Genomic DNA, 19,746 nt, shown 5'->3' with positions numbered 1-19,746 from the left:
GTCAGTTGCTGCACAAGCTGTCGGAACTGGACAGCATATAGCCCAGGCCGCGGATGTTGCGAATCACGCCGGGCGCCAGCTTCTTGCGCAATGCATGGATATGCACTTCGATGGTATTGCTTTCCACTTCATCGTTCCAGCCATACACCTTGTCGACCAGTTGCGCGCGCGACAGGACAGCCCCCGGCTTCTCGATCAGCGCCGCCAGCACCATCAGCTCGCGGCCACTGAGGCCGACCTGCTTGCCTTTGTAGGCGACGGTATTGCTGGCCGGGTCGAAATGAATGTCGCCATGCACCAGTTGCGGATTGGTGCGGCCGCCGCTACGGCGCAGCAAGGCACGCACCCGCGCCGCCAGTTCATCCAGGTCGAAAGGCTTGTTCAGATAGTCGTCGGCGCCGGCATCCAGTCCTTCGATGCGATTCAGCACACGGTCGCTGGCGGACAGGATGATCACCGGCGTGCTGTTGCCATCGGCGCGCATTTTCTTCAACACTTCCAGTCCGGATTTGCGCGGCAATCCCAGGTCCAGCAGGACCGCCGAATAAGACTCCGCTGCGAGCGCCGCCTCGGCGGCAATGCCGTCCTGGGTCCAGTCGACGGTGAAACCGTAGGGGTAAAAGCCTTTGCGGATGCTGTTGCCCAGCATGTAGTCGTCTTCAATCAGCAATATGCGCATCGCGGCGGCAGTCCGGTTTAATCGACCTTACAAAATAGCAGCCGATTGTGACGAGCGCGTGAAATCGAAGCCCGGTTGACATAAATCAGACAGATTGCGCACAGCTCATTTTCGCTTAATTTTCAAAGCTTATGCTTCGCCCCGAACTGACGCCAAGTACAGCACAACCCAGCACAACCCGCAGGCAAGCGGCCGCAGCATGGCCGCTGGACATTTTTCAGCGATTTTTCATAAACACGATTCCAAAAAGGAAACCCTAGAAATGAAGCGCTCTAGTTTAAAACCCGCGACCCTGCATGTCCTCCACGCTCTTGCCGTCATGTGCGTCGCCGCACCGCACATCAGCCACGCCCAGCAAGCCGCCGACCTGGCTACCACCAGCGCCGCCGAGGCCATCAATACCGTCGAAGTAGTCGGCAACGCCGTCAGCGCCAGCCGCAGCGCGCCGGCGCAGAGTTCGCTGTCGGCCCGTTCGGCGCAATCGATCGTCAGCGACGACTTCATCCGCAACCTGACATCGCCGGTGGCCGATTTCAGCCAGGTGCTGCAAATGACGCCGGGCATGTACAGCTATAGTCCGAACGGCGTCGGCCTGGGCGACACCAAGACCTATTTCCGCGGTTTCGCCGACGGCGACTACACGGTCAGCTTCGATGGCATCCCGTTCCAGGATACCAACAGCCCTTCGCATCACACCTGGGCCTTTTTCCCTAGCCAGTTCCTGGGTGGCGCGGTAGTCGACCGCAGCCCCGGATCGGCGGCCACCATCGGCCCGGCCAACTTCGGCGGCTCGGTCAACCTGCTGTCGCGCAACCTGGAAAGCGAGCAGCGCACCAGCGTCTTCGATTCCTACGGTTCGTTCAACACCAAGATCTACGGCGCCGAATTCGAGAGCGGCCAGTTCGGCGCCAACGGCAACCAGAATCTTTTGCTGAATGCGCATCAGATGACCTCCGATGGCTACCAGACCTACAACAAGCAGACCCGCGACGCGGTATCGCTCAAGTATCAGTTCAACATCACCGACAGCACCGCCCTGACTTTATTCGGTTCGTATATCGACCTGAAAGCCAATACCCCGAACACCAAGGGCGCGACGCGGGCGCAGATCGCCCAGTTCGGCGACGATTATTTACTGAGCAACAATCCCAAGCAAGCCAACTACTATGGCTATAACTTCTACCACGTCACCTCCGATTTCGAATATGCAGGCCTGACCTCCAACCTTGGCAATGGCTGGAAGCTGGACGACAAGCTCTACACTTACGCCTACCATAATCAGCAGAATTACAACGGCAGCACCATCACCGCCACCAGCGCCACCGACAAGCTCAACAGCTACCGCACCTACGGCAACCTGCTGCGCCTGAGCCAGGAATCCAACCTCGGCGTCCTGCGCACCGGCCTGTGGGCGGAAAACGCCGACACCAACCGCTATCAGATTCCGTCCGATCCGCGCAGCTGGGTGGACTCTGTCGTGCCCAACTTCCACGAGCGTTTCAAGACCACCACCCTGCAGCCGTTCGTCGAATACGAATTCCAGGTGGCCAGCGACCTGAAGATCACCCCGGGCGTGAAGTACTCCTCGTACCGCCAGTCGCTGACGCAGTATGCGGACAACAGCAAGACCGTCGGCAACCTCGGCGGCCTGCCTAGCATCGACCATGCAGTCACCTACAACAGCGTGCTGCCGTCGCTCGACGTGCATTACATGCTGCAGCCTAACTGGTCGGTATACGGCCAGTACGCCACCGGCGACGAAATTCCGCCGACCAGCGTGTTCGACGTCAAGAATGCCAATGTGACTGCGCTGCCGTCCTCGATCAAGAGCAAGACTTTCCAGATCGGCTCGGTGTGGAAGTCGGACCGTTTCACCTTCGATATCGACGCTTATCACATCAAGTTCGACAACGCCTACTCCTCGTTCACCGACAATGCCGGCAACACCACCTTCTTCTCCAACGGCAGCTCGACCACCCAGGGTATCGAGGCGGAAGGCAACCTGGTGCTGGGCGCCGGCTTCAGCCTGTACGCCAACGCCACCTACGGCACCGCCAAGTACGGCAATGGCCAGTGGGTCGCCAGCGCGCCTAGCGATACTGAAACATTGGGCCTGAACTATAACCGCGGCGGCTGGGACATCGGCTGGCTCAACAAGCGCGTCGGCACCATGTACAACGACAACGGCAGCGTCCACCAGGCAGTCAAGATCGCGCCGTTCACGATCTCCAACCTGTTCGTCAACTACACCATCCGCCATCCGCTGCAATTCGTGAAGAAGGCCAAGATCCAGTTCGGCGTCAACAACCTGTTCGACAAGCACAGCATCGTCGGTGTCAATCCAGCCAGCACCACTACATCGGCGCCGGCCCCGGGCGATGTGCTGACGCTGCTGCCGGCCCGCGCCCTGTCGCTGACCGTCAGCCTGGATTTCTAAGGCTGGCTTGACTCCATATCATTCATATCTGAAAGTGATACCCATGCGTAAATTCATCGCCCCCTTGCTCGTCATGTCTTTCCTGGCTGCCGGCGCTTCCGTCCAGGCCCGCGAAGAAAATCCCTTTATCACGTCTAAGGAAATCGACTTGATCAAGCTGCTGCCACCGCCACCGGCCAACGATTCGCTGCAGACCAAGGCGGAGCTGAGCGAAGTCCTGGCCCTGCAAGCGGCCCGTACACCGGAAATGACGGCACGTTCGCAAGCCGACGCCACTGAAGAAATCTGGCGCTTCGCCGATGTCATGGGCGTGAAGTTCAAGCGCGAGCAATTGCCGGTGTTCGCCAAATTCTTCCAGCGCGTGGTCGATTCGGAAGGCGCCGTGGTCGATACTTACAAGGACGTCTGGAAACGTCCGCGTCCGTTCATGGTGAGCGACGCCGTCAAGCCGGTGGTGAAGCTGTCGCGCTCCGGCGCCTATCCTTCCGGCCACGCTACCGCGGGTACGCTGATGGGCATCGTGCTGGCCAACATGGTGCCGGAAAAGCGCGCTGAAATCATGGCGCGCGCTGCCGAGTACGCCAACAACCGCATCATCGGCGGCGTCCACTACCGCTCTGACATTGACAGCGGCCGCATCACCGGCACCGTGATCGCCGCCCGCCTGCAAACCCGCGACGACTTCAACACTGGCTTCATCGCTGCCCGCGATGAACTGCGCGGCGTCCTGCAACTGGGAGCGCAGCCGGCCGAAGCGAAATAAGCCTGGCCGCCAACGCGGCATGCCATGCCTGCAAGGCCCTGACGCCAGTCAGGGCCTTTTTTGTTGGGCGACAGCGATAGCGCTCAGTGACAGCTAAGTTTGCCTGCGTAAGCTTGCCTTAAACATAGCGCCTTGCCGCTACTTCCCCTCAAAAGAGGCTTCTCCTTCAATTTTTACAGAATCACTCGGGAGTTTTTATGACTATTGCAACAGTCACAGCCGGCAATAGCTGGATCAACAAGGTGCCGGAAGCCACGCTCCTGTTCTGGATCATCAAGATGATGTCCACCACGGTGGGTGAAACCGGCGCCGACTACCTGGCCGCCGACCTCCACTTCGGCCTGGCCGGCACCGCGCTCGTGACCGGGCTGCTGCTGGCCGGCGCCTTGCTGTGCCAGCTGCGCGCCAGCCGCTATGTGCCGCCGCTGTACTGGATCTGCGTAGTGCTGATTAGCATCTTCGGCACCCTGGTCACCGACATGCTGAGCGACCTGGCAGGCGTGCCGCTGGCGCTGTCGACCGCCGCCTTCAGCCTTGCCATGCTTGCCACCTTCTGGGCCTGGCATGCGCGCGAAAAGACGCTGTCTATCGCCGCCATCGACCGCCCACGGCGCGAGCTGTTCTACTGGACCGTGATCCTGTTCACCTTTGCCCTCGGCACCGCCGCCGGCGACTGGGTGGCGGAAGGACTGAACCTGGGCTACGCCAATTCGGCGCTGCTGTTCGGCGGCCTGATCGGACTGGTGGCCCTGGCGCGCTACGGTTTCAAGCTCAACGCCACCGCCTGTTTCTGGATTGCCTACGTACTGACGCGCCCCTTCGGCGCCTCCTGCGGCGACCTGCTGTCCCAGCCTGGCGCCAACGGCGGCCTTGGTTTTGGTACGATAGCCATCAGCACCCTGTTCCTGGCGGTCATCGCCAGCCTGGTGGCTTACCTCTCCTTTACTCAAAAACGTTTGACCGCGCAACGCAGCTGAACGCACCGGAAAATAGGGAAACTGAAAAGGAAACAATGATGGATAAGACAACCCAACAGGCGCTCAGCAAGGTGCCGCAAGTCACCCTGCTGTTCTGGATCATCAAGGTCGCCGCCACCACGCTGGGCGAAACCGGCGGCGACGCCGTCACCATGTCGATGAACCTGGGCTACCTGGTCGGCAGCATCATCTTTGGCGTGGTGTTTCTGGTCGCGGTCGCCGCCCAGATCCGCGCGATCCGCTTCCATCCCTTTCTCTACTGGCTGACGGTGATCGCCACCACCACCGTCGGCACCACGCTGGCCGACTTTGCCGACCGCTCGCTCGGCATCGGCTATCCTGGCGGCGCATCGCTGCTGTTCGCGCTATTGATGATTTCCCTGTTCGCCTGGTACCGGACGCTGGGCTCGGTCGCGGTCGACAGCGTCCATTCACCGGCGGCGGAGATGTTCTACTGGGTCACCATCATGTTTTCGCAAACCCTGGGCACCGCGCTGGGCGACTGGGCTGCCGATACCGCCGGCCTCGGCTATGGCGGCGGCGCCATCCTGTTCGGCAGCCTGCTGGCGCTGGTGGCGCTGGCCTACTACTGCACCAGGATCTCGCGCACCCTGTTGTTCTGGGCGGCTTTCATCCTGACCCGTCCGCTGGGCGCCGTGGTCGGCGACTTTCTCGACAAGCCGCTGAATGCCGGCGGACTGGCCTTGAGCCGCTATTCGGCGTCGGCGGCGTTGCTGGTCTTTATCGTTGCCTGCATCCTGCTGTTCCGCCAGCAGGCGGCGCCGGCCTTGAAGCGTGAGAAGATACAGGTGGAACGTAAGCCTGAAACCATCAATCAATAGCGTAATAACGGAGGATGCATGCGGGTATTGCTGGCCGAAGACGATCCGATGATCGGAGAGGCCATCCAGGCGGCACTGAAAGACGCGTCCTATGCCGTCGACTGGGTGCGCAACGGCAAGACCGCGCTCGATACGCTGTCGTGCCAGCACTATGATTTATTACTGCTGGATCTCGGCTTGCCCGGCAAGGACGGCTTCGAGGTGCTGGACGCCATCCGGCGCCAAGACAATCCGCTGCCCTTGCTGATCATCACCGCGCGCGACGGCCTCGAACACCGCCTGCGCGGACTCGATGGCGGCGCCGACGACTACATCCTCAAGCCGTTCGAGATGGCCGAGCTGCTGGCGCGGGCGCGGGCCGTGCTGCGCCGCAAGGGCGGCAGCGCCACGCCCTTGCTGAGCAACGGCACGCTCACGCTCGATCCGGCCACGCGCCTCGCCAGCAATCTGGAGCAGCCGGCGCAGCAGCTGTCGAACCGCGAATTCGCCCTGCTGCAGGCGCTGATGCTGAGGCCGGGGGCGATCCTGTCGCGCAGCGAGCTGGAAGAACGGATCTATGGCTGGGGCGAGGAAGTGGAAAGCAACGCCGTCGAATTCCTGATCCATGCCCTGCGCAAAAAACTGGGCAGCGCAGCCATTAAAAATGTCAGGGGCGTGGGATGGATGGTATCCAAAGGAGACTGAAGGACTCGATCCAGTTCCGCCTGTCGCTCTGGCTGTCGCTGGCGATCCTGGCGGTAGCGCTGCTGGCCGGAGTATTCGCCTTCATTTCCGGCTTCGACGAGGCGCATGAATTCCAGGACGACATGCTGCGCCAGGTGGCAGCCATGTTCGACCAGCAGCAACTGCCGCTGCCGCCGCAAGGCGACGGCCCCAAGGTAGCCATCGGCGATGAGGAATCGCGCGTAATCGTGCAGTACCTCGGCGTGCAGCACCTCGGCGCGCAGTATCTGGACGATCAGAACGGCGCCGCCGGCATCCCGGGGACGAAACGGCTGAAACTGCCTGCAACCCTGCCGGACGGCATGCAAACCGTCCACTCCGGCCATCACCGTTACCGCGTGCTGGTCAAAACCTTGGCCTCGCAGCAGCGCATCGCCGTCGCCCAGGAAACCGCGGTGCGCGACGAAATCGCCCGCGATAGCGGCTTGCGTACGCTGATGCCCTTCCTGATCCTGATTCCGCTATTGCTGCTGCTGGTGGCCCATCTGGTGCGCAAGATGTTCCTGCCGATCGCCCGGCTATCGGCCGAAATCGACGGCCGCAATGAACAAGAACTGCACGCGCTGGCGCCAGAGCCGCTGCCGGTAGAAGTACGCCCTTTTGTGGTCGCCATCAACCGCCTGCTGGAACGTGTAGCGCAAGCCATGGAAGCGCAGCGCCGCTTCGTCGCCGACGCCGCCCACGAATTGCGTTCGCCGCTCACCGCGCTGTCGCTGCAGGCCGAGCGCCTGGCCGAGGCCGACATGCCGGATACGGCGCGCCAGCGGCTGGCGACGCTGCGCCAAGGAATCGAACGTGGACGGCGCTTGCTGGACCAGCTGCTGGCCTTGGCACGGGCACAGTCCGCACCGCTGGCGACTAACGACACGGTAGCCGTGATGCAAGTGTACCGGCGTGTGCTGGAAGACCTGATGCCGCTGGCCGAGGCCAGGCAGATCGACATCGGCGTCGAAGGCGAAGCCGGCCTGCGGGTGCCCGTGACCGAAGTCGACCTGATCACCATCGTCAGGAACCTGGTCGACAACGCCATCCGCTATACACCGCCGGGCGGACGCATCAGCCTTTCCATGCACAACGACTGCGGCGGCGTCAGCTTGCAGGTGGAGGATTCCGGGCCGGGCATCGCTCCGGAAGAACAGGCGCGTGTGTTCGATCCCTTCTATCGCGTGCTGGGCAACGAGGCCACCGGATCGGGGTTGGGCCTGTCCATCGTCCAGACCATCGCCAGCCGCATCGGCGCCCGCGTCACGCTGGCGCATGCCGACCGTGAAGCCCAGAGCGGACTCTGCGTCACCGTGTTCTTCCCGGCGCCAGCAGTTAAAATAGCTGTCTGATTTATCTACCGCCCTATCGCTTCCACAAGCCTCAAGTCGATACAGGAAACCCTATGAAAATCCGTGCCGCCGTATTGCGCCAGACCGGCTTGCCGCATCCCTATCGGCAATCGCGGCCGCTAGCGATCGAAGAACTCGAACTGGCGCCGCCCGGACGCGACGAAGTACTGGTGCGCATCCGCGCTGCCGGCCTGTGCCACTCTGACCTCTCGGTCATCAATGGCGACCGGCCGCGGCCCCTGCCGATGGCGCTCGGCCACGAAGCCGCCGGCGAAGTTGTCCAGCTGGGAGATGGCGTCACCGATCTGCAGACCGGCGATCATGTGGCGCTGGTATTCGTCCCCAGCTGCGGCCATTGCATGCCCTGCTGCGAAGGCCGCCCGGCGCTGTGCGAACCCGGCGCCCAGGCCAACGGCAACGGCACTTTGCTGTCCGGCGCGCGCCTGCTGGCAAGCGCACAAGGCGAAGCGGTCAATCATCATCTTGGCTGCTCGGCATTCGCCGAGTATGCTGTCGTTTCGCGCCATTCCCTGGTAAAAATCGATCCCGCGCTACCCTTTGATGAGGCCGCGCTGTTCGGCTGCGCGGTGCTGACCGGCGTCGGTGCGGTGGTCAATACGGCCCAGGTGCGCGCCGGCCAGTCGGTGGCTGTGGTCGGCCTCGGCGGCGTCGGACTGGCAGCGTTGCTGGGCGCGCTGGCAGCCGGCGCGCGTGAAGTGATCGCCATCGACCTGGCCGCGGATAAACGCCAGCTGGCCACCCGGCTGGGCGCCACCATGGCCTTTGACGGTGGCGCCCCGGACTGCGTCGAAGCGGTCAGGGAAGCCACCGGCGGCGGCGCCGACCACGTATTTGAATTTGCCGGTTCGGTGCGCGCCTTCGAAACCGCCTACCGCATCACCCGCCGCGGCGGCACCACCACCACTGCAGGCCTGCCGCCGGCCGCTGCCCAGTTCGGCCTGCCGATGGTCAACCTGGTGGCGGAAGAACGCACCGTCAAGGGCAGCTATATCGGCAGCTGCGTGCCGCTACGCGACCTGGCGCGCTACATCGGCCTGTATCGCGGCGGACGGCTGCCGGTCAACCTGCTGCTGTCGCACCGCCTGCGGCTGGAAGACATCAATGAAGGCTTTGACCGGCTGCATAGCGGCGAGGCGGTGCGGCAGGTGATTGTTTTTGACTAAGGCCAGTCAAATCGCTGTGTAGCGCTCGCTGACCTTAAAATGTACGATAGACTTGCCGTCAACCGCGCCAACCCGTGAGCGCCAGGCAAACCAAATCGACTGACAGGAAGCGACCGTGACCTTCATTTCTTATGCGCAGAATTTTGAAGACATCCGCTTGTGGCGCGCGCTCAAATATTTCGAGAACGGCTTTTATATCGACGTCGGCGCCAATCATCCCTCAGTGGATTCGGTGACACGCGCATTTTACGAGCGCGGATGGACAGGCATCAACGTCGAGCCAGTCCAGGAATTCTACGACCAGCTGTGTCAAGCGAGACCGGCTGACGTCAACCTGCAATGCATCGCCGGCGATGCCAATGAAAGCCACAGCTTTTACGCTGTTGCCGGCAGCGGCCTCTCGACTGCCGACGCCGATACAGCCAAGCGCTACACGGATTCCGGCATGCCATTGCAAACCCAGACCGTCAACGCGCGCACCCTGTCCTCGATTTGCGAAGAACACGTGCGCGGCCCGATACACTTCTTGAAAATAGACGTTGAAGGTCATGAAGAGTCGGTCTTGCGCGGCATGGACTTCAGCAAATGGCGGCCGTGGATCATCCTGATCGAGACGCCTTGGGACAGGAATCAGACGTGGGAAAAGATTGTCACCGGCGCAGCTTACCGTTCGGTGCTGTTTGATGGCTTGAACACCTTCTACCTGGCGGAAGAACACATGAACCTGCTGGGTGCTTTCGATCTCCCACCCGGCACCCTGGATGACTTCCAGCTTTGCTATGGGCATAGCATCAGCCATCCGGTCGCCGAGTTCGAGCAGGCGCTGCTGCAGGAAAAGCAACGCGCCGATCTGGCCGAAGCCCGGCTCGCGGCTTTTCAGCAAAGCCGCTCTTGGCGCACGATTCAGCGCCTGAAAGCCATGCTGGGCCGGGGCCAAGGATAAAGACGGCCTTGTAGTACGAGACTTCTTATTACAAGACTTCTTATTACGACGCTTCTTTCACTGGTGGCAGGCCGCCGCCCATCAGTTGCTGCGCGAGCAAACTGGCATGGGGGTGTCAATGCCGAAAAATCACGAGCCGACAATTCCCAGGTCAGCCCTGCTTTCGGCTATAGCCAGCACGATCTTGCTGCTGCGAAAACCGCGGCTATCAGTCAGCCGCGCAAGAAAGGCCCTGAGGCGCAGCAATCCGCCTTCAATCGGGAGCCAGGCGCAGCAAAGTCCCATTCCGGTCTTCGGTAATCACCAGGCTGCCGTCGTCTAGCGTCGCCAGCGCCACCGGCGCGCCCATCGGGTACCCGCCGTGCCGGTAGTTCCAGCCCGCCACCAGATCGCGCGGCTCGCCCAGCGGCTGGCCGGCGCCGTCCAGGGCCAGGCTCACCAGCCGGTGGCCGTCGGCGCGATAGCCGTGATAGCCGATGATCAGCTGGCCGCTTAGCGCCGGCAGGCTTTTGCCGCCGTAGATCAGCATGCCCAGCGGCGCCGCATGCGGCGGCAACAGGCGGCTGGGTGCAGTCTTGCTACGGCAATCGTAGCCCGGATATTCGGGACTGGTCCTGAGCTTGTCGAAGCAATACGGCCAACCGTAATCGGCGCCGGCACTGAGCCAGCTGAGGGTATCGTGCGGCAGTTCGGCGTCCGACAGCTTGGGGTCGGCTACGGTGATGTTGTCGCGGGAATTGGTGGCGGCAATCAGGACGCCATTGGGCGCAAGGGCCAGCGCCATGCTGTTGCGCAAGCCGCGCGCATGGACTGGCAGCGTGCGTGCATCCAGCGGCAGATGTGCATTTGCCAGGCTGGCGCGCAGCACGCTGGCGCGCGGCGGCGTCTCCTTGATTTCCGGACAAGGCGAATCCGACTTGCCGGGCTGGTCTGCCCGGCTTTCACAATTGTCGGTGGCGGAACCGACGTTAATGTATAGCGTACCGTCGGCGCCTTGCACCATCGCCGTCAAGGGATGGCGGCCGGTGGTCGGCAGGTTGACCACGATATCCTGCGCACTGCCTTGGATATCCTTGGCGGCCGGATCGATACGGACGATGCGGCCGTGCATGCCGATCAGCAGTTTCTTGTCGGCGCTGGCGATGATTGCGTTCGGCATGTCAAGCTGGCTTAGCAGCACTTCCGGCGCGCCCTTCTTTTTCAGGTTCAAGCGCAGCAGGCGGCCGCGCTTGCTGGCCCAGCCGCCCATGTCCAGCACGTAGACATCCTGGCCGATGGCGGCGACTCCGCGCACGAAACCGAGGTGCTCGGCAACCAGCCCCATGCACATGCCCTTGGCCACTTTCAGATCGAGGCGCGGAAAACCATCGCAGCTGCCACTGGTGTGGTAGGTGCTTTGCGCTGACGCTGCGCCGCAGGCCAGCAGGAAAAACATGCCCAGGGCATGGCGCAGGAAGGATGCAGCTCGCATAGATGACGCTTTCAGAAAACCTGTGGGTTCACCCCCGCCGCGGATGCACTGCCTGTGAAACATGCGGCAAGGAAATATCCGGCATATTGCCACATTCCTTGATTGCCGGATTACTTTCATATGCCGTGGCGCTCAGCCGCAAGAATCCCTCATGAGTGGACTAAGACCACATGCCAGAAACAGGAAAAGTGGTATTACACCTGTACGCTAGGCGATACCCGCGCGCATCCTCGCTGGGCATGTAATTCTGTCGCGAAATGATCAATATGGCATTTCAAAAAAATAATCCATCATTGCCTAAGGGAAATTATTTCACGACAACCTGCTGGTCATTCGTGACTTCAATCCGCTTCCCCTGCGAATGAAAGTCAATACCGGTTTGCCACTGGTATGGCCGCCCTACAAAACAGCGCAAACCACTTGACGCTCATTTTTGCTGCCCCCATCCTCGACCCGGACAAGTTGTCTTGCGGAAACTATCTGGTTTCACGCACTTCCTCATCCAACCCAGGAGACACGCATGAGAACAGAAATGAACGCAAGAATCATCAGCAGCCTGCTGTGCACCGCCATCGGCGGCATGCTGGCAGGCTGCGGCGACGGCGGCTCGAGCGATGCCGACAGCGCCAGCCAGAAACAGATTGCCGCCACCGCCAAGGCCAGCGCGGTGGCCTGCGCTCCTGCCTGGAACGCCAGCACCATCTACGTCGGCGGCAACAGCGCCAGCGCCAACAGCACCAACTACACCGCCAACTGGTGGACCCAGGGCAACGATCCGGTCACCGACAGCGGCGCCAGCGGCAGCGGCAAGCCATGGACTTCGAGCGGCGTGTGCGGCAGCGGCACGCCGACCCCGCCGCCGGTCACGCCACCGCCGGTGAACCCGCCGCCTGGCACGCCGGGGGCCACCACCGGCACCATCAACTACCACCTGCTGCTGGGCGCCGGCAGCGCCCAGGACCAGCTGGTGCTGGACGGCGGCAACTACAATGACCTGATCATGTCGAACATCATCGCCGGCGTCATGTATGGCCACCTGGTGCAGCAGTATTATCCCGGCATGCAATTCCAGAAGGACTATCTGTACGGTTCGATCCTCGGCCAGCTGCTGCAGGAAAATATCGAGACCAGCCTGTATGCCAGCAGCGGCAACCTGATCGATCCGTCGCCGGACCAGCAAGCGGTGATGGGCGCCGGCCAAGGCGGCCCCTACCAGATCAACAACTACGCCGCCGACATGGTTTCCGGCTCCTACGCACCGGCCGGCCATTCGTTGATCAACTACGTCGCCATCCAGAAGAACATCGGCTACACCATGGCCACCGCGGCCCAGCAATACACCAAGGTGACACCGCCTTCGTTCAACAACAAATACTACGGCCCGATGCTGACCGCGTATTTCCACTACAACGATTTCGTCGCCCTGATCCTCACCGGCAAGGGCACCGGCGGCTGGGTGACGCCGTGGCAGCCTTACTACGACAATGCGCTGGCCAACTTCACCACGCTGCCGAACAACTTCCTCGATGTCTTGCTGAACGTGGCCTACAACCAGGGTTACTACGGCACCCTGATGACCAGCTACAGCAAACTGGGCGCGACCGCGACGGCGGCCACCGTGGCCAGCGTCAACGCCTACAGTTCGGTATGGGGCGCGACCGACACCTACCAGCAGTATCCGTATCAGGTGCGCTACTACCTCGACCAGTTGTACGGCAATCCGATCCCGACCACCAGCGCCACCACCTTCACGACGCCGGCCAACCATGTCGCCTTCAACATCCCGGCATTGGGGACCGTCTTCTCCAATGTGTTCCAGACACTGGCGTATGTGAACGGCAGCGGCAGCTCGGCCTACATTTCGGCGGCGCAGGCGCAAACCGCCTTCAACAGCGCGCTGGCCAGCACCGGCGTCAGCGCCACCGCAACGCTGGACTTGAGCAACGCTGCCAATCGGGCGCAGATCTTTAGCATCCTGGAGAGTGCGATCGGCAACCTGGAAAGCAACCTGAACACTAAGTTCAGCGCTACTACCAATTCACAGCTGTAGTCGTTGGGAAACGCAGTCACCGGGCAGAGTCATTTGGGGTCAGAGTTTTTTTACGACGACTGTATCGTCGTAAATTACTCTGACCCCAAATGACGGATTCGGAGAAAGGCTCGGCGCACTATTTGGTTTTATTTTCCAACAACGATGTGTGCACTCCGTAGCCCGCTAAGTGGGGTCAGAGTGAAGTTTCTGCAAAAGACGCGCAGAAAGTTCACTCTGACCCCAGTTAGCTGCGTGTCTGAAGCGCGACGAAAACCAGGTGACGATTTTTTCGTGCTTTATGAAATTTTCAGGGCAAAAAGGCTGATGATCGTCGGCCTTTTTCTTCATTCATTGATGAGTTTCGTAATTCACGACATAGTCGCAGAAAATGGGCGGAGTCATCTGGGGTCAGAGTCGACTTTCGCGGTGCTTTTTCGCGAAACTCGACTCTGACCCCACATGGCGGATTCGGAGAAAGGCTCGGCGCACTATTTGGTTTTATTTTCCAACAACGATGTGTGCACTCCGTAGCCCGCTAAGTGGGGTCAGAGTGAAGTTTCTGTAAAAGACGCGCAGAAAGTTCACTCTGACCCCAGTTAGCTGCGTAGCTGAAGCGCGACGAAAATCAGGTGACGATTTTGCTCAGAACAAGGGATTGGAGCGCAGATGCTCGAGCCCGGTGAGCTGCATCTGCGTGCCTTGCGGCGCGCCTATCGCGTAGGGCAAGGACGTGCGCAGGGAGTTGGCGAAGTCGCCCGTGTACAGCTTGGAGCCCTGGTGGCTCAGGTTGGAATTGGCATCGATATAGATAGATTCGCCCAGCCCTGACCATAGCCGGCAGAAACCATAGTCTTCCGACAGATAGCGGCGCGTCTCCGGGTCGACCATGACATCGAAGAAACGGTAATGCAGGCCGCGGTCGGGAACGCCGATGCTGTCAGGTACATAGTTGAGCTCGGGATAGCTGGCGATCAGGCGCTCGAACACGCTGCGCTTGATCACCATGAAACCAGTGGGCGCCTCTTCCATGCGCATGAAACCGTCGGCCTGGATTGCCAGGTTGACCTGGTTGCTGCCGTCGGCTACTTTGGCGTTGACAGTGTAGCGCGCATAGGTCGCTTCGAACTGCTGCTGGGTGGTGCCTTGCGGCAGGCCTTCCTGCGGCCAGGTCTCATGCTTGAGCGGATAAACGCCGGCGGCGATGTCGTAGCCGGAACGCAGCAAGCGGAACGCCGCTTCCGCAGAAAAGCCGATGTCGGCGTCGATCCAGAATAGATGGGTCCATTGCGGATTGGCGAGAAAGTCGGCGACGCAGTTGTTGCGCGCCCGTGTCACCAGGCTTTCTCCCTGGTGCATGACCACTTGCATCGGCATGCCGCAGCGCTCGGCCTCGACCGTAAAATTCAGCAAGGACATCACATAATTGCGGAAAAACTTGCCGTCATGGCTAGGCGTCATGATCACCGGGCAGATACGGGTAAGGTCGACTGGTTCTGGCATGTTCACTGTCCTTCATGATTAATGTATCGCGCAAGCCCGCACGCCCAGGATTGTACCAACACGCGCGCCGCAAGATCTACCAGGCCGCCACGCAGCCGTCGGTGCGCGGCTCGGTGCCGCCGCACAGCACACCGCGGCTATCGCGCCAGATGATCTGGCCGCGGCCGAAACCGAGCTGGTTGGCCGACCACGCCGCTTCGTGCCCGAGGCCGCGCAAGCCGCGCAGCAGGTGCTCGGCGGTGCCGTGCTCGATGTTGACCTGATTGCCGCTCTCCCATTCCCAGCGCGGCGCATCCAGCGACGCTTGCGGGTTGAGGCCGAAGTCAACCGTGTTCATCACCATCTGCACATGCCCTTGCGGCTGCATGAAGGCGCCCATCACGCCAAACGGGCCGACTGCCTCGCCATCCTTGGTCAGGAATCCCGGAATGATGGTGTGATACGGCCGCTTGCCCGGCGCCAGGCAGTTGGGATGGGCCGCATCCAGCGTGAAATTGTTGCCGCGGTTATGCAACGCGATGCCGGTTCCCGGCACCACCAGGCCGGAGCCGAAGCCCATGTAATTGCTCTGGATGAAGGAGACCATATTGCCCTGGTCGTCGGCGGTGCTGAGGTACACCGTGCCGCCGCGCGACGGCTGTCCGGCCAGCGGCAAGGCAGCCCGCGCGCCGACCAGCTTGCGGCGCTCGTCGGCATAGGCGTCCGACAGCAGGTCCCGCACCGAGACCCGCATGTGGTCGCTGTCGGCGATATGCGCCAGGCCATCGGCATAAGCCAGCTTGATCGCTTCGATCTGGCGATGATAAGTCTGCAGGCTGTCGCGCTGGTCGAACTCGAAACCTTTCAGGATATTCAAGGCCAGCAAGGCCACCAGGCCGTGGCCGTTAGGCGGGATTTCCCAGACATCGTAGCCGCGGTAGTTGCAGCTGATGGGATCAACCCACTCTGGCTGGTAAGCAGCCAGGTCGGCGACATCGAGGTAGCCGCCCGCAGCGCGCACGAAGGCTGCAGTCTTTTCCGCCAGGGCGCCGCGATAGAAGCTGGCGGCGCCATCCGCCGCGATGGCACGCAGCGTATCGGCATGGCCTTGCGAGCGCCAGATCTCGCCGGCGCGCGGCGCCCGGCCGTCGATGCTGAACGTGTCAAACCAGGGTTGGAAATGCGCGCCCCTGAACTCGCCTTGGAACAGCTTGTGCGCTAGTTGCCAGGCAAAGGCCACCACCGGCGACAGCGGATAACCTTCCTGCGCCAGCGCGATCGCTCCCGCCATGCAGCGTGCCAAAGGCAGGCTGCCGAAGCGTTCCGCCATGCTGGCCCATGCCCCAGGCGCGCCGGGCACGGTAACCGGCAGCGCTCCGTATTTCGGCATGCTTTGATGGCCGGCAGCATTGAGCTTGGCGATGGAGATCGCCAGTGGCGCGGCGCCGCTGGCGTTCAAGCCATGCAGTTTTCCTTGATGCCAGATCAGCGCAAAGGCATCGCCGCCGATGCCGTTGGCAGTCGGCTCGACCACGGTCAGCGCGGCGGCGGCGGCGATCGCCGCATCGATGGCGTTGCCGCCGGCTTGCAGCACTTCCAGCCCGGCTTGCGCCGCCAGCGGCTGCGAGGTCGCGACCATGCCGCGCCGGGCGTAGACCGCGCTGCGGCGGGAAGTATAAGGATAGTGATTGGAATCGAAATTGAGCATAGCTTCTTTCTCGGCGGCCAACGGGTCAGATCGCCCGTCTGGCTGCAACCATGATGTCGCAAGTACAAATCGATGTCTACCAGAAAATCGGCAAGCGGCAGATGCGCCAGGACGACGTCCGCAATAAAAAAGCCGGCTCGCAAGAGCCGGCTTTACAGAAGGACAATCAGCAGCGGATCAGAGACCGAGATCCGAGATGAAACGGTTGGTGTAAGTCACGCCGGTATCGCGGTCGAACGACCAGTGGTGCAGGCCGGCCAGGCCGTTGGCTTTGGCCCAGGCCGACAAGGTGTCGGTATCGGCCAGGGTGAAGGTTTCACCGGCGGTGTCGTTGGCGCCAATCATCGGCGTCAGCTCGATCTGGCTATACGGCACCTTGTAGAAACCGCGGAAATCCATCGCTGCCTGGATCGCCGACTGCCCCATCTGACAGACGCCGCCGCTGAGCACGCAGTTGACCGCAGTGGCCGAACCGTAGTCCATCGCCATCAGGTTGACATAGTAGTTCTTCAGGCCGGCCGACTGGATCGCCTGCATCACCGCTATCCCCATCGAACCGAGCGGATTGGGCGAAGCCGAACCCATGTCCACCGCTACCGAAGAACCGCTCTGGCTGGTCGCCAGCGTGGCGATGGTGAAGCTGAAGCGCAGGTTCGGATACTTGACCTGGGCCGCCGCCACCCGCGCCACCAGGTTGTTGATGTCGGACTGGCTCTGGCCGTCTTCGATATCGAAATCGATGCCGACCAGGTTGGCGGAGCTGTACGTATTGATAAACGTATCGAAACCGGCATCCGAGGTACAGGTAAATGACCCCGCCGCGCCGCCGGTCGAGACGATGTATTTCTTGCCGGCGGCAACAAAGGCCTGCACATTGGTGGCGATCATTGCCGGCGTGATGCCGGCCCAGGTCTCGGAACCGCAGCCGCCGGTAGCGAAGGCCCAGGTCAGCACATTGTTATGTGCAGGCATGGCGGTGGTGACTGGCTGCGAAGTGCCGGTGATCGTGCTTTGCATGGCGCCGGTGTTCCAGTTGGCGTCGGCAGTGACGTCCTTGTAGGCGCTGAACACAAAACCGGTTGTCGGCGTTGGGGTCGGAGTCGGTGTGGGCGTCGGTGTGGGCGTCGGTGTTGGGGTAGGTGTCGGCGTTGGAGTCGGTGTGGGCGTCGGGGTCGGCGTAGGAGTTGGCGTGGTGCTGCAGGCGCCGTTGGACGTCCATGGCTGGCCGCTGCCGCTGCCGCCGTTGTTGGTGGAAGGATTATTCCCCTGAGTCCACCAGTTGGCCGTGTAGTTCACGCTGCTGTAGCTGGCCTGGTTGCCGCCGGTATAGACCGCCGATGCACTCCAGGCTGGGGCGCAGATCGGCACGCTGGATTTCACGGTGGCTGAAACCTGCTTCAGGCTGGTCGCCGTCGCTGCTCCAGACGAACCGCCATCGCTACAGCCCGCCAGCAGGCCGCCTATCAGTCCCAGCAACAAGGTATTGCATACAGTTGTTTTCATGCGCCACTTCTCCTCTATCAAATGACAATGTGCGAGAAGCAGGTCGTTGCGACCGGCGCCTGCGCACTCCCTAAGCTGGGCCGTTATATGTTTAGCTGGCAGCTGGGCTGAGAATGGCGGCCTGAAAAATCAGCGTCAAGTGGTTTAAAAGTATTACCGTATATACCATACCACTTGCAAACAACCCGGAAATTTCAATCGGAAAATTCTATCGTTTTTCAAAATCGAAAAGAAAATTCCATCTGTATTTCGATTCCATACAGCAATACAAATCTTCTAAAGATCCTCGCTTTTCTCATATGAAAAAGGGACTTTGCGGCAACGCCGGCAAAGCGGCGCAAAAAAGTGTGACAGCAGGTGCGATACCACTTTTTCAGACGTATGCATGTGGTCTTAGATATGCAAACGCCATGTTTGCCTTTTTTCCCGCAAAAGCGATGCAATGACACGACACTAGGGGCAGGCCCTAGAGCTCATCGTAGGTCGAATAGAAAGCGCCGAAATTGTTTTCCGGCTGGAAGTTGATCAACGAGACCGTGATGCTCGCTTCCAGTCCTTCCACGTAATGCCAGCAGCCGACCGGCAGAAACAGCAGCTCGCCCGCCGCCAGCTCGCATTCCAGCACCTGCACATTACGCATCAGCGGGAAACGCTCGTAATCGATGGCGGCGCCATCCACCGCCGTATAGCAGTGATGGTGGTTATAGACATACGCCAGTTCGCAGGCGGGAATCAGCTTGACGCGCTTGCGGCCGACCACCTGCGCCATGAAGTTGTTGGTCAGGTCATGGTGGAAAGGCGTACGCGTGCCTTTCGGTCCCAGCCAGAGGAAGCCGTCGTCCTTTGATTCCGGGTTGAGGTATTCCGGCAGCCGGCCGATGTCTTGCCACAGCTCCGTCAGGGCCTGGCGGTTGGCTGAGGAATTATTCGCCGTCATGTAGAAATCGTTGCTCTCCTGCGCACCCTGGATCAGGTCCAGGTAACTTGCCAGCGGCATCTTGCGCTTGTGCTGGTTGGAATTGATTTCGTAGTTGGCGTCTTGCGCACGCCCCATCTGTACCTCGACCTCGCGTTCGCCGAAATGCGTGCGCAGGAAATCGAAATTCCATTTCGCCAGCGCCGGCCAGTCGTCCAGCATGCCGCTGATGATCACCGGCTTGTTCATCAGATAATACTGGCTATAGAACTCCTCGCGCGACAGGCGGTGGCGCCGTTCAATCAGCTCGCTGCCGATAGTCTGGCGGTTCAGGGTGCGGTAGATGTCGAGCACCCAGTCATGTTTTTTCAAGCGGTTCTTGAGACGCTGGCCGGCCTGGCGCGCACCCAGCAGATAGGGATTGGCGAGCGCCGCCTGTACTTCGCGCGTCGCCTCGTCCGCTCCGACGCCTTGGCCGACCAGGACGTTGAACACATCTTGCGGACTGGCGTCGAGCGCCAGGTTTTCGCCTATCCAGCGGCGCCAGTCGTCATTGATGATGCTTGCACTACGCTTCACTTGCGCCATGACTCGTCTCCCTATGCCGCACGCTGATGCCGGCTTTATGCGTGCGTTTTCCAATATTGCCGCCAGGCAGCAGAGAGCAACATTGGGATAATACGGATCAAATTGCAAGTGGTTTTGAATTGCGGCGCACTGCGCCCCGGCTGTGCTGGCACCGGCCCCGAGTGGTA

Annotated in this window: 16 protein-coding genes; 10 read left to right on the top strand and 6 right to left on the bottom strand. The window is 61.1% G+C overall.

Translation table 11 applies throughout. From position 1 onward, the window contains the following. Position 1 precedes the first annotated feature (1 nt). Complete coding sequence (locus CPter91_RS10450; RefSeq protein WP_061939946.1) at positions 2-679, bottom strand: response regulator transcription factor; 678 nt, start codon at positions 677-679, stop codon at positions 2-4. Between the two features lie 262 nt (positions 680-941). Between CPter91_RS10450 and CPter91_RS10445 the strand changes: the two genes are divergently transcribed. The 8 genes from CPter91_RS10445 (at position 942) to CPter91_RS10410 (ending at position 9,882) form a co-directional block, all read left to right on the top strand. Next, on the top strand, positions 942-3,116 hold the full coding sequence (locus CPter91_RS10445) for a TonB-dependent receptor domain-containing protein (RefSeq protein ID WP_061939944.1): 2,175 nt from the start codon (positions 942-944) through the stop codon (positions 3,114-3,116). A gap of 43 nt (positions 3,117-3,159) precedes the next feature. Further along, a complete protein-coding gene (locus CPter91_RS10440; RefSeq protein WP_061939942.1) occupies positions 3,160-3,879 on the top strand; it encodes an acid phosphatase in 720 nt (239 codons plus the stop codon). A 197-nt stretch (positions 3,880-4,076) separates the two neighbouring features. Beyond that, the gene (locus CPter91_RS10435; RefSeq protein WP_061939939.1) at positions 4,077-4,856 is read left to right on the top strand and encodes a COG4705 family protein; all 780 of its coding nucleotides are present in this window, start codon (positions 4,077-4,079) and stop codon (positions 4,854-4,856) included. A gap of 35 nt (positions 4,857-4,891) precedes the next feature. Beyond that, a complete protein-coding gene (locus tag CPter91_RS10430) occupies positions 4,892-5,698 on the top strand; it encodes a COG4705 family protein (protein ID WP_417924851.1) in 807 nt (268 codons plus the stop codon). Between the two features lie 18 nt (positions 5,699-5,716). Continuing rightward, complete coding sequence (locus CPter91_RS10425; RefSeq protein WP_061939935.1) at positions 5,717-6,382, top strand: response regulator; 666 nt, start codon at positions 5,717-5,719, stop codon at positions 6,380-6,382. Continuing rightward, positions 6,358-7,755, top strand: a complete 1,398-nt coding sequence (locus CPter91_RS10420; RefSeq protein ID WP_061939933.1) for an ATP-binding protein — start codon at positions 6,358-6,360, stop codon at positions 7,753-7,755. The genes CPter91_RS10425 and CPter91_RS10420 overlap by 25 nt, the downstream gene beginning before the upstream one ends. A 53-nt stretch (positions 7,756-7,808) precedes the next feature. After that, entirely contained in the window at positions 7,809-8,939 is a 1,131-nt protein-coding gene (locus CPter91_RS10415; RefSeq protein ID WP_061939931.1) for a zinc-dependent alcohol dehydrogenase family protein, read from the top strand. A 115-nt stretch (positions 8,940-9,054) separates the two neighbouring features. Next, positions 9,055-9,882 (top strand): FkbM family methyltransferase, encoded by an 828-nt coding sequence (locus CPter91_RS10410; protein ID WP_061939929.1) that lies wholly within the window; start codon positions 9,055-9,057, stop codon positions 9,880-9,882. Between the two features lie 253 nt (positions 9,883-10,135). Here CPter91_RS10410 and CPter91_RS10405 read toward each other — a convergent pair whose 3' ends face one another. Beyond that, complete coding sequence (locus CPter91_RS10405; protein WP_061939927.1) at positions 10,136-11,353, bottom strand: PQQ-dependent sugar dehydrogenase; 1,218 nt, start codon at positions 11,351-11,353, stop codon at positions 10,136-10,138. A gap of 520 nt (positions 11,354-11,873) precedes the next feature. Here CPter91_RS10405 and CPter91_RS10400 point away from each other — a divergent pair. Next, the gene (locus tag CPter91_RS10400; RefSeq protein WP_061939925.1) at positions 11,874-13,403 is read left to right on the top strand and encodes a chitin-binding protein; all 1,530 of its coding nucleotides are present in this window, start codon (positions 11,874-11,876) and stop codon (positions 13,401-13,403) included. A 624-nt stretch (positions 13,404-14,027) separates the two neighbouring features. On the opposite strand, the gene CPter91_RS10395 is transcribed toward CPter91_RS10400, so the two are convergent. Continuing rightward, positions 14,028-14,885 (bottom strand): hypothetical protein, encoded by an 858-nt coding sequence (locus CPter91_RS10395; RefSeq protein ID WP_061939923.1) that lies wholly within the window; start codon positions 14,883-14,885, stop codon positions 14,028-14,030. Between the two features lie 76 nt (positions 14,886-14,961). Then, complete coding sequence (locus CPter91_RS10390; protein WP_061946088.1) at positions 14,962-16,572, bottom strand: gamma-glutamyltransferase family protein; 1,611 nt, start codon at positions 16,570-16,572, stop codon at positions 14,962-14,964. Positions 16,573-16,622: 50 nt separating this feature from the next. Here CPter91_RS10390 and CPter91_RS26895 point away from each other — a divergent pair, with 50 nt between their 5' ends. Beyond that, complete coding sequence (locus CPter91_RS26895) at positions 16,623-16,772, top strand: hypothetical protein (RefSeq protein ID WP_167595153.1); 150 nt, start codon at positions 16,623-16,625, stop codon at positions 16,770-16,772. On the opposite strand, the gene CPter91_RS27160 is transcribed toward CPter91_RS26895, so the two are convergent. Beyond that, positions 16,750-18,075 (bottom strand): carbohydrate-binding protein, encoded by a 1,326-nt coding sequence (locus CPter91_RS27160; RefSeq protein ID WP_082792759.1) that lies wholly within the window; start codon positions 18,073-18,075, stop codon positions 16,750-16,752. The genes CPter91_RS26895 and CPter91_RS27160 overlap by 23 nt on opposite strands. 466 nt (positions 18,076-18,541) lie before the next feature. Next, complete coding sequence (locus tag CPter91_RS10380) at positions 18,542-19,579, bottom strand: cupin-like domain-containing protein (RefSeq protein ID WP_205631673.1); 1,038 nt, start codon at positions 19,577-19,579, stop codon at positions 18,542-18,544. Positions 19,580-19,746 lie beyond the last annotated feature (167 nt).

This window comes from Collimonas pratensis (genome assembly GCF_001584185.1).
Lineage (GTDB): Bacteria > Pseudomonadota > Gammaproteobacteria > Burkholderiales > Burkholderiaceae_D > Collimonas > Collimonas pratensis.
The sequence above is the reverse complement of the archived record's forward strand: the minus strand, read 5'-3'. Positions and strand labels throughout refer to the sequence as shown.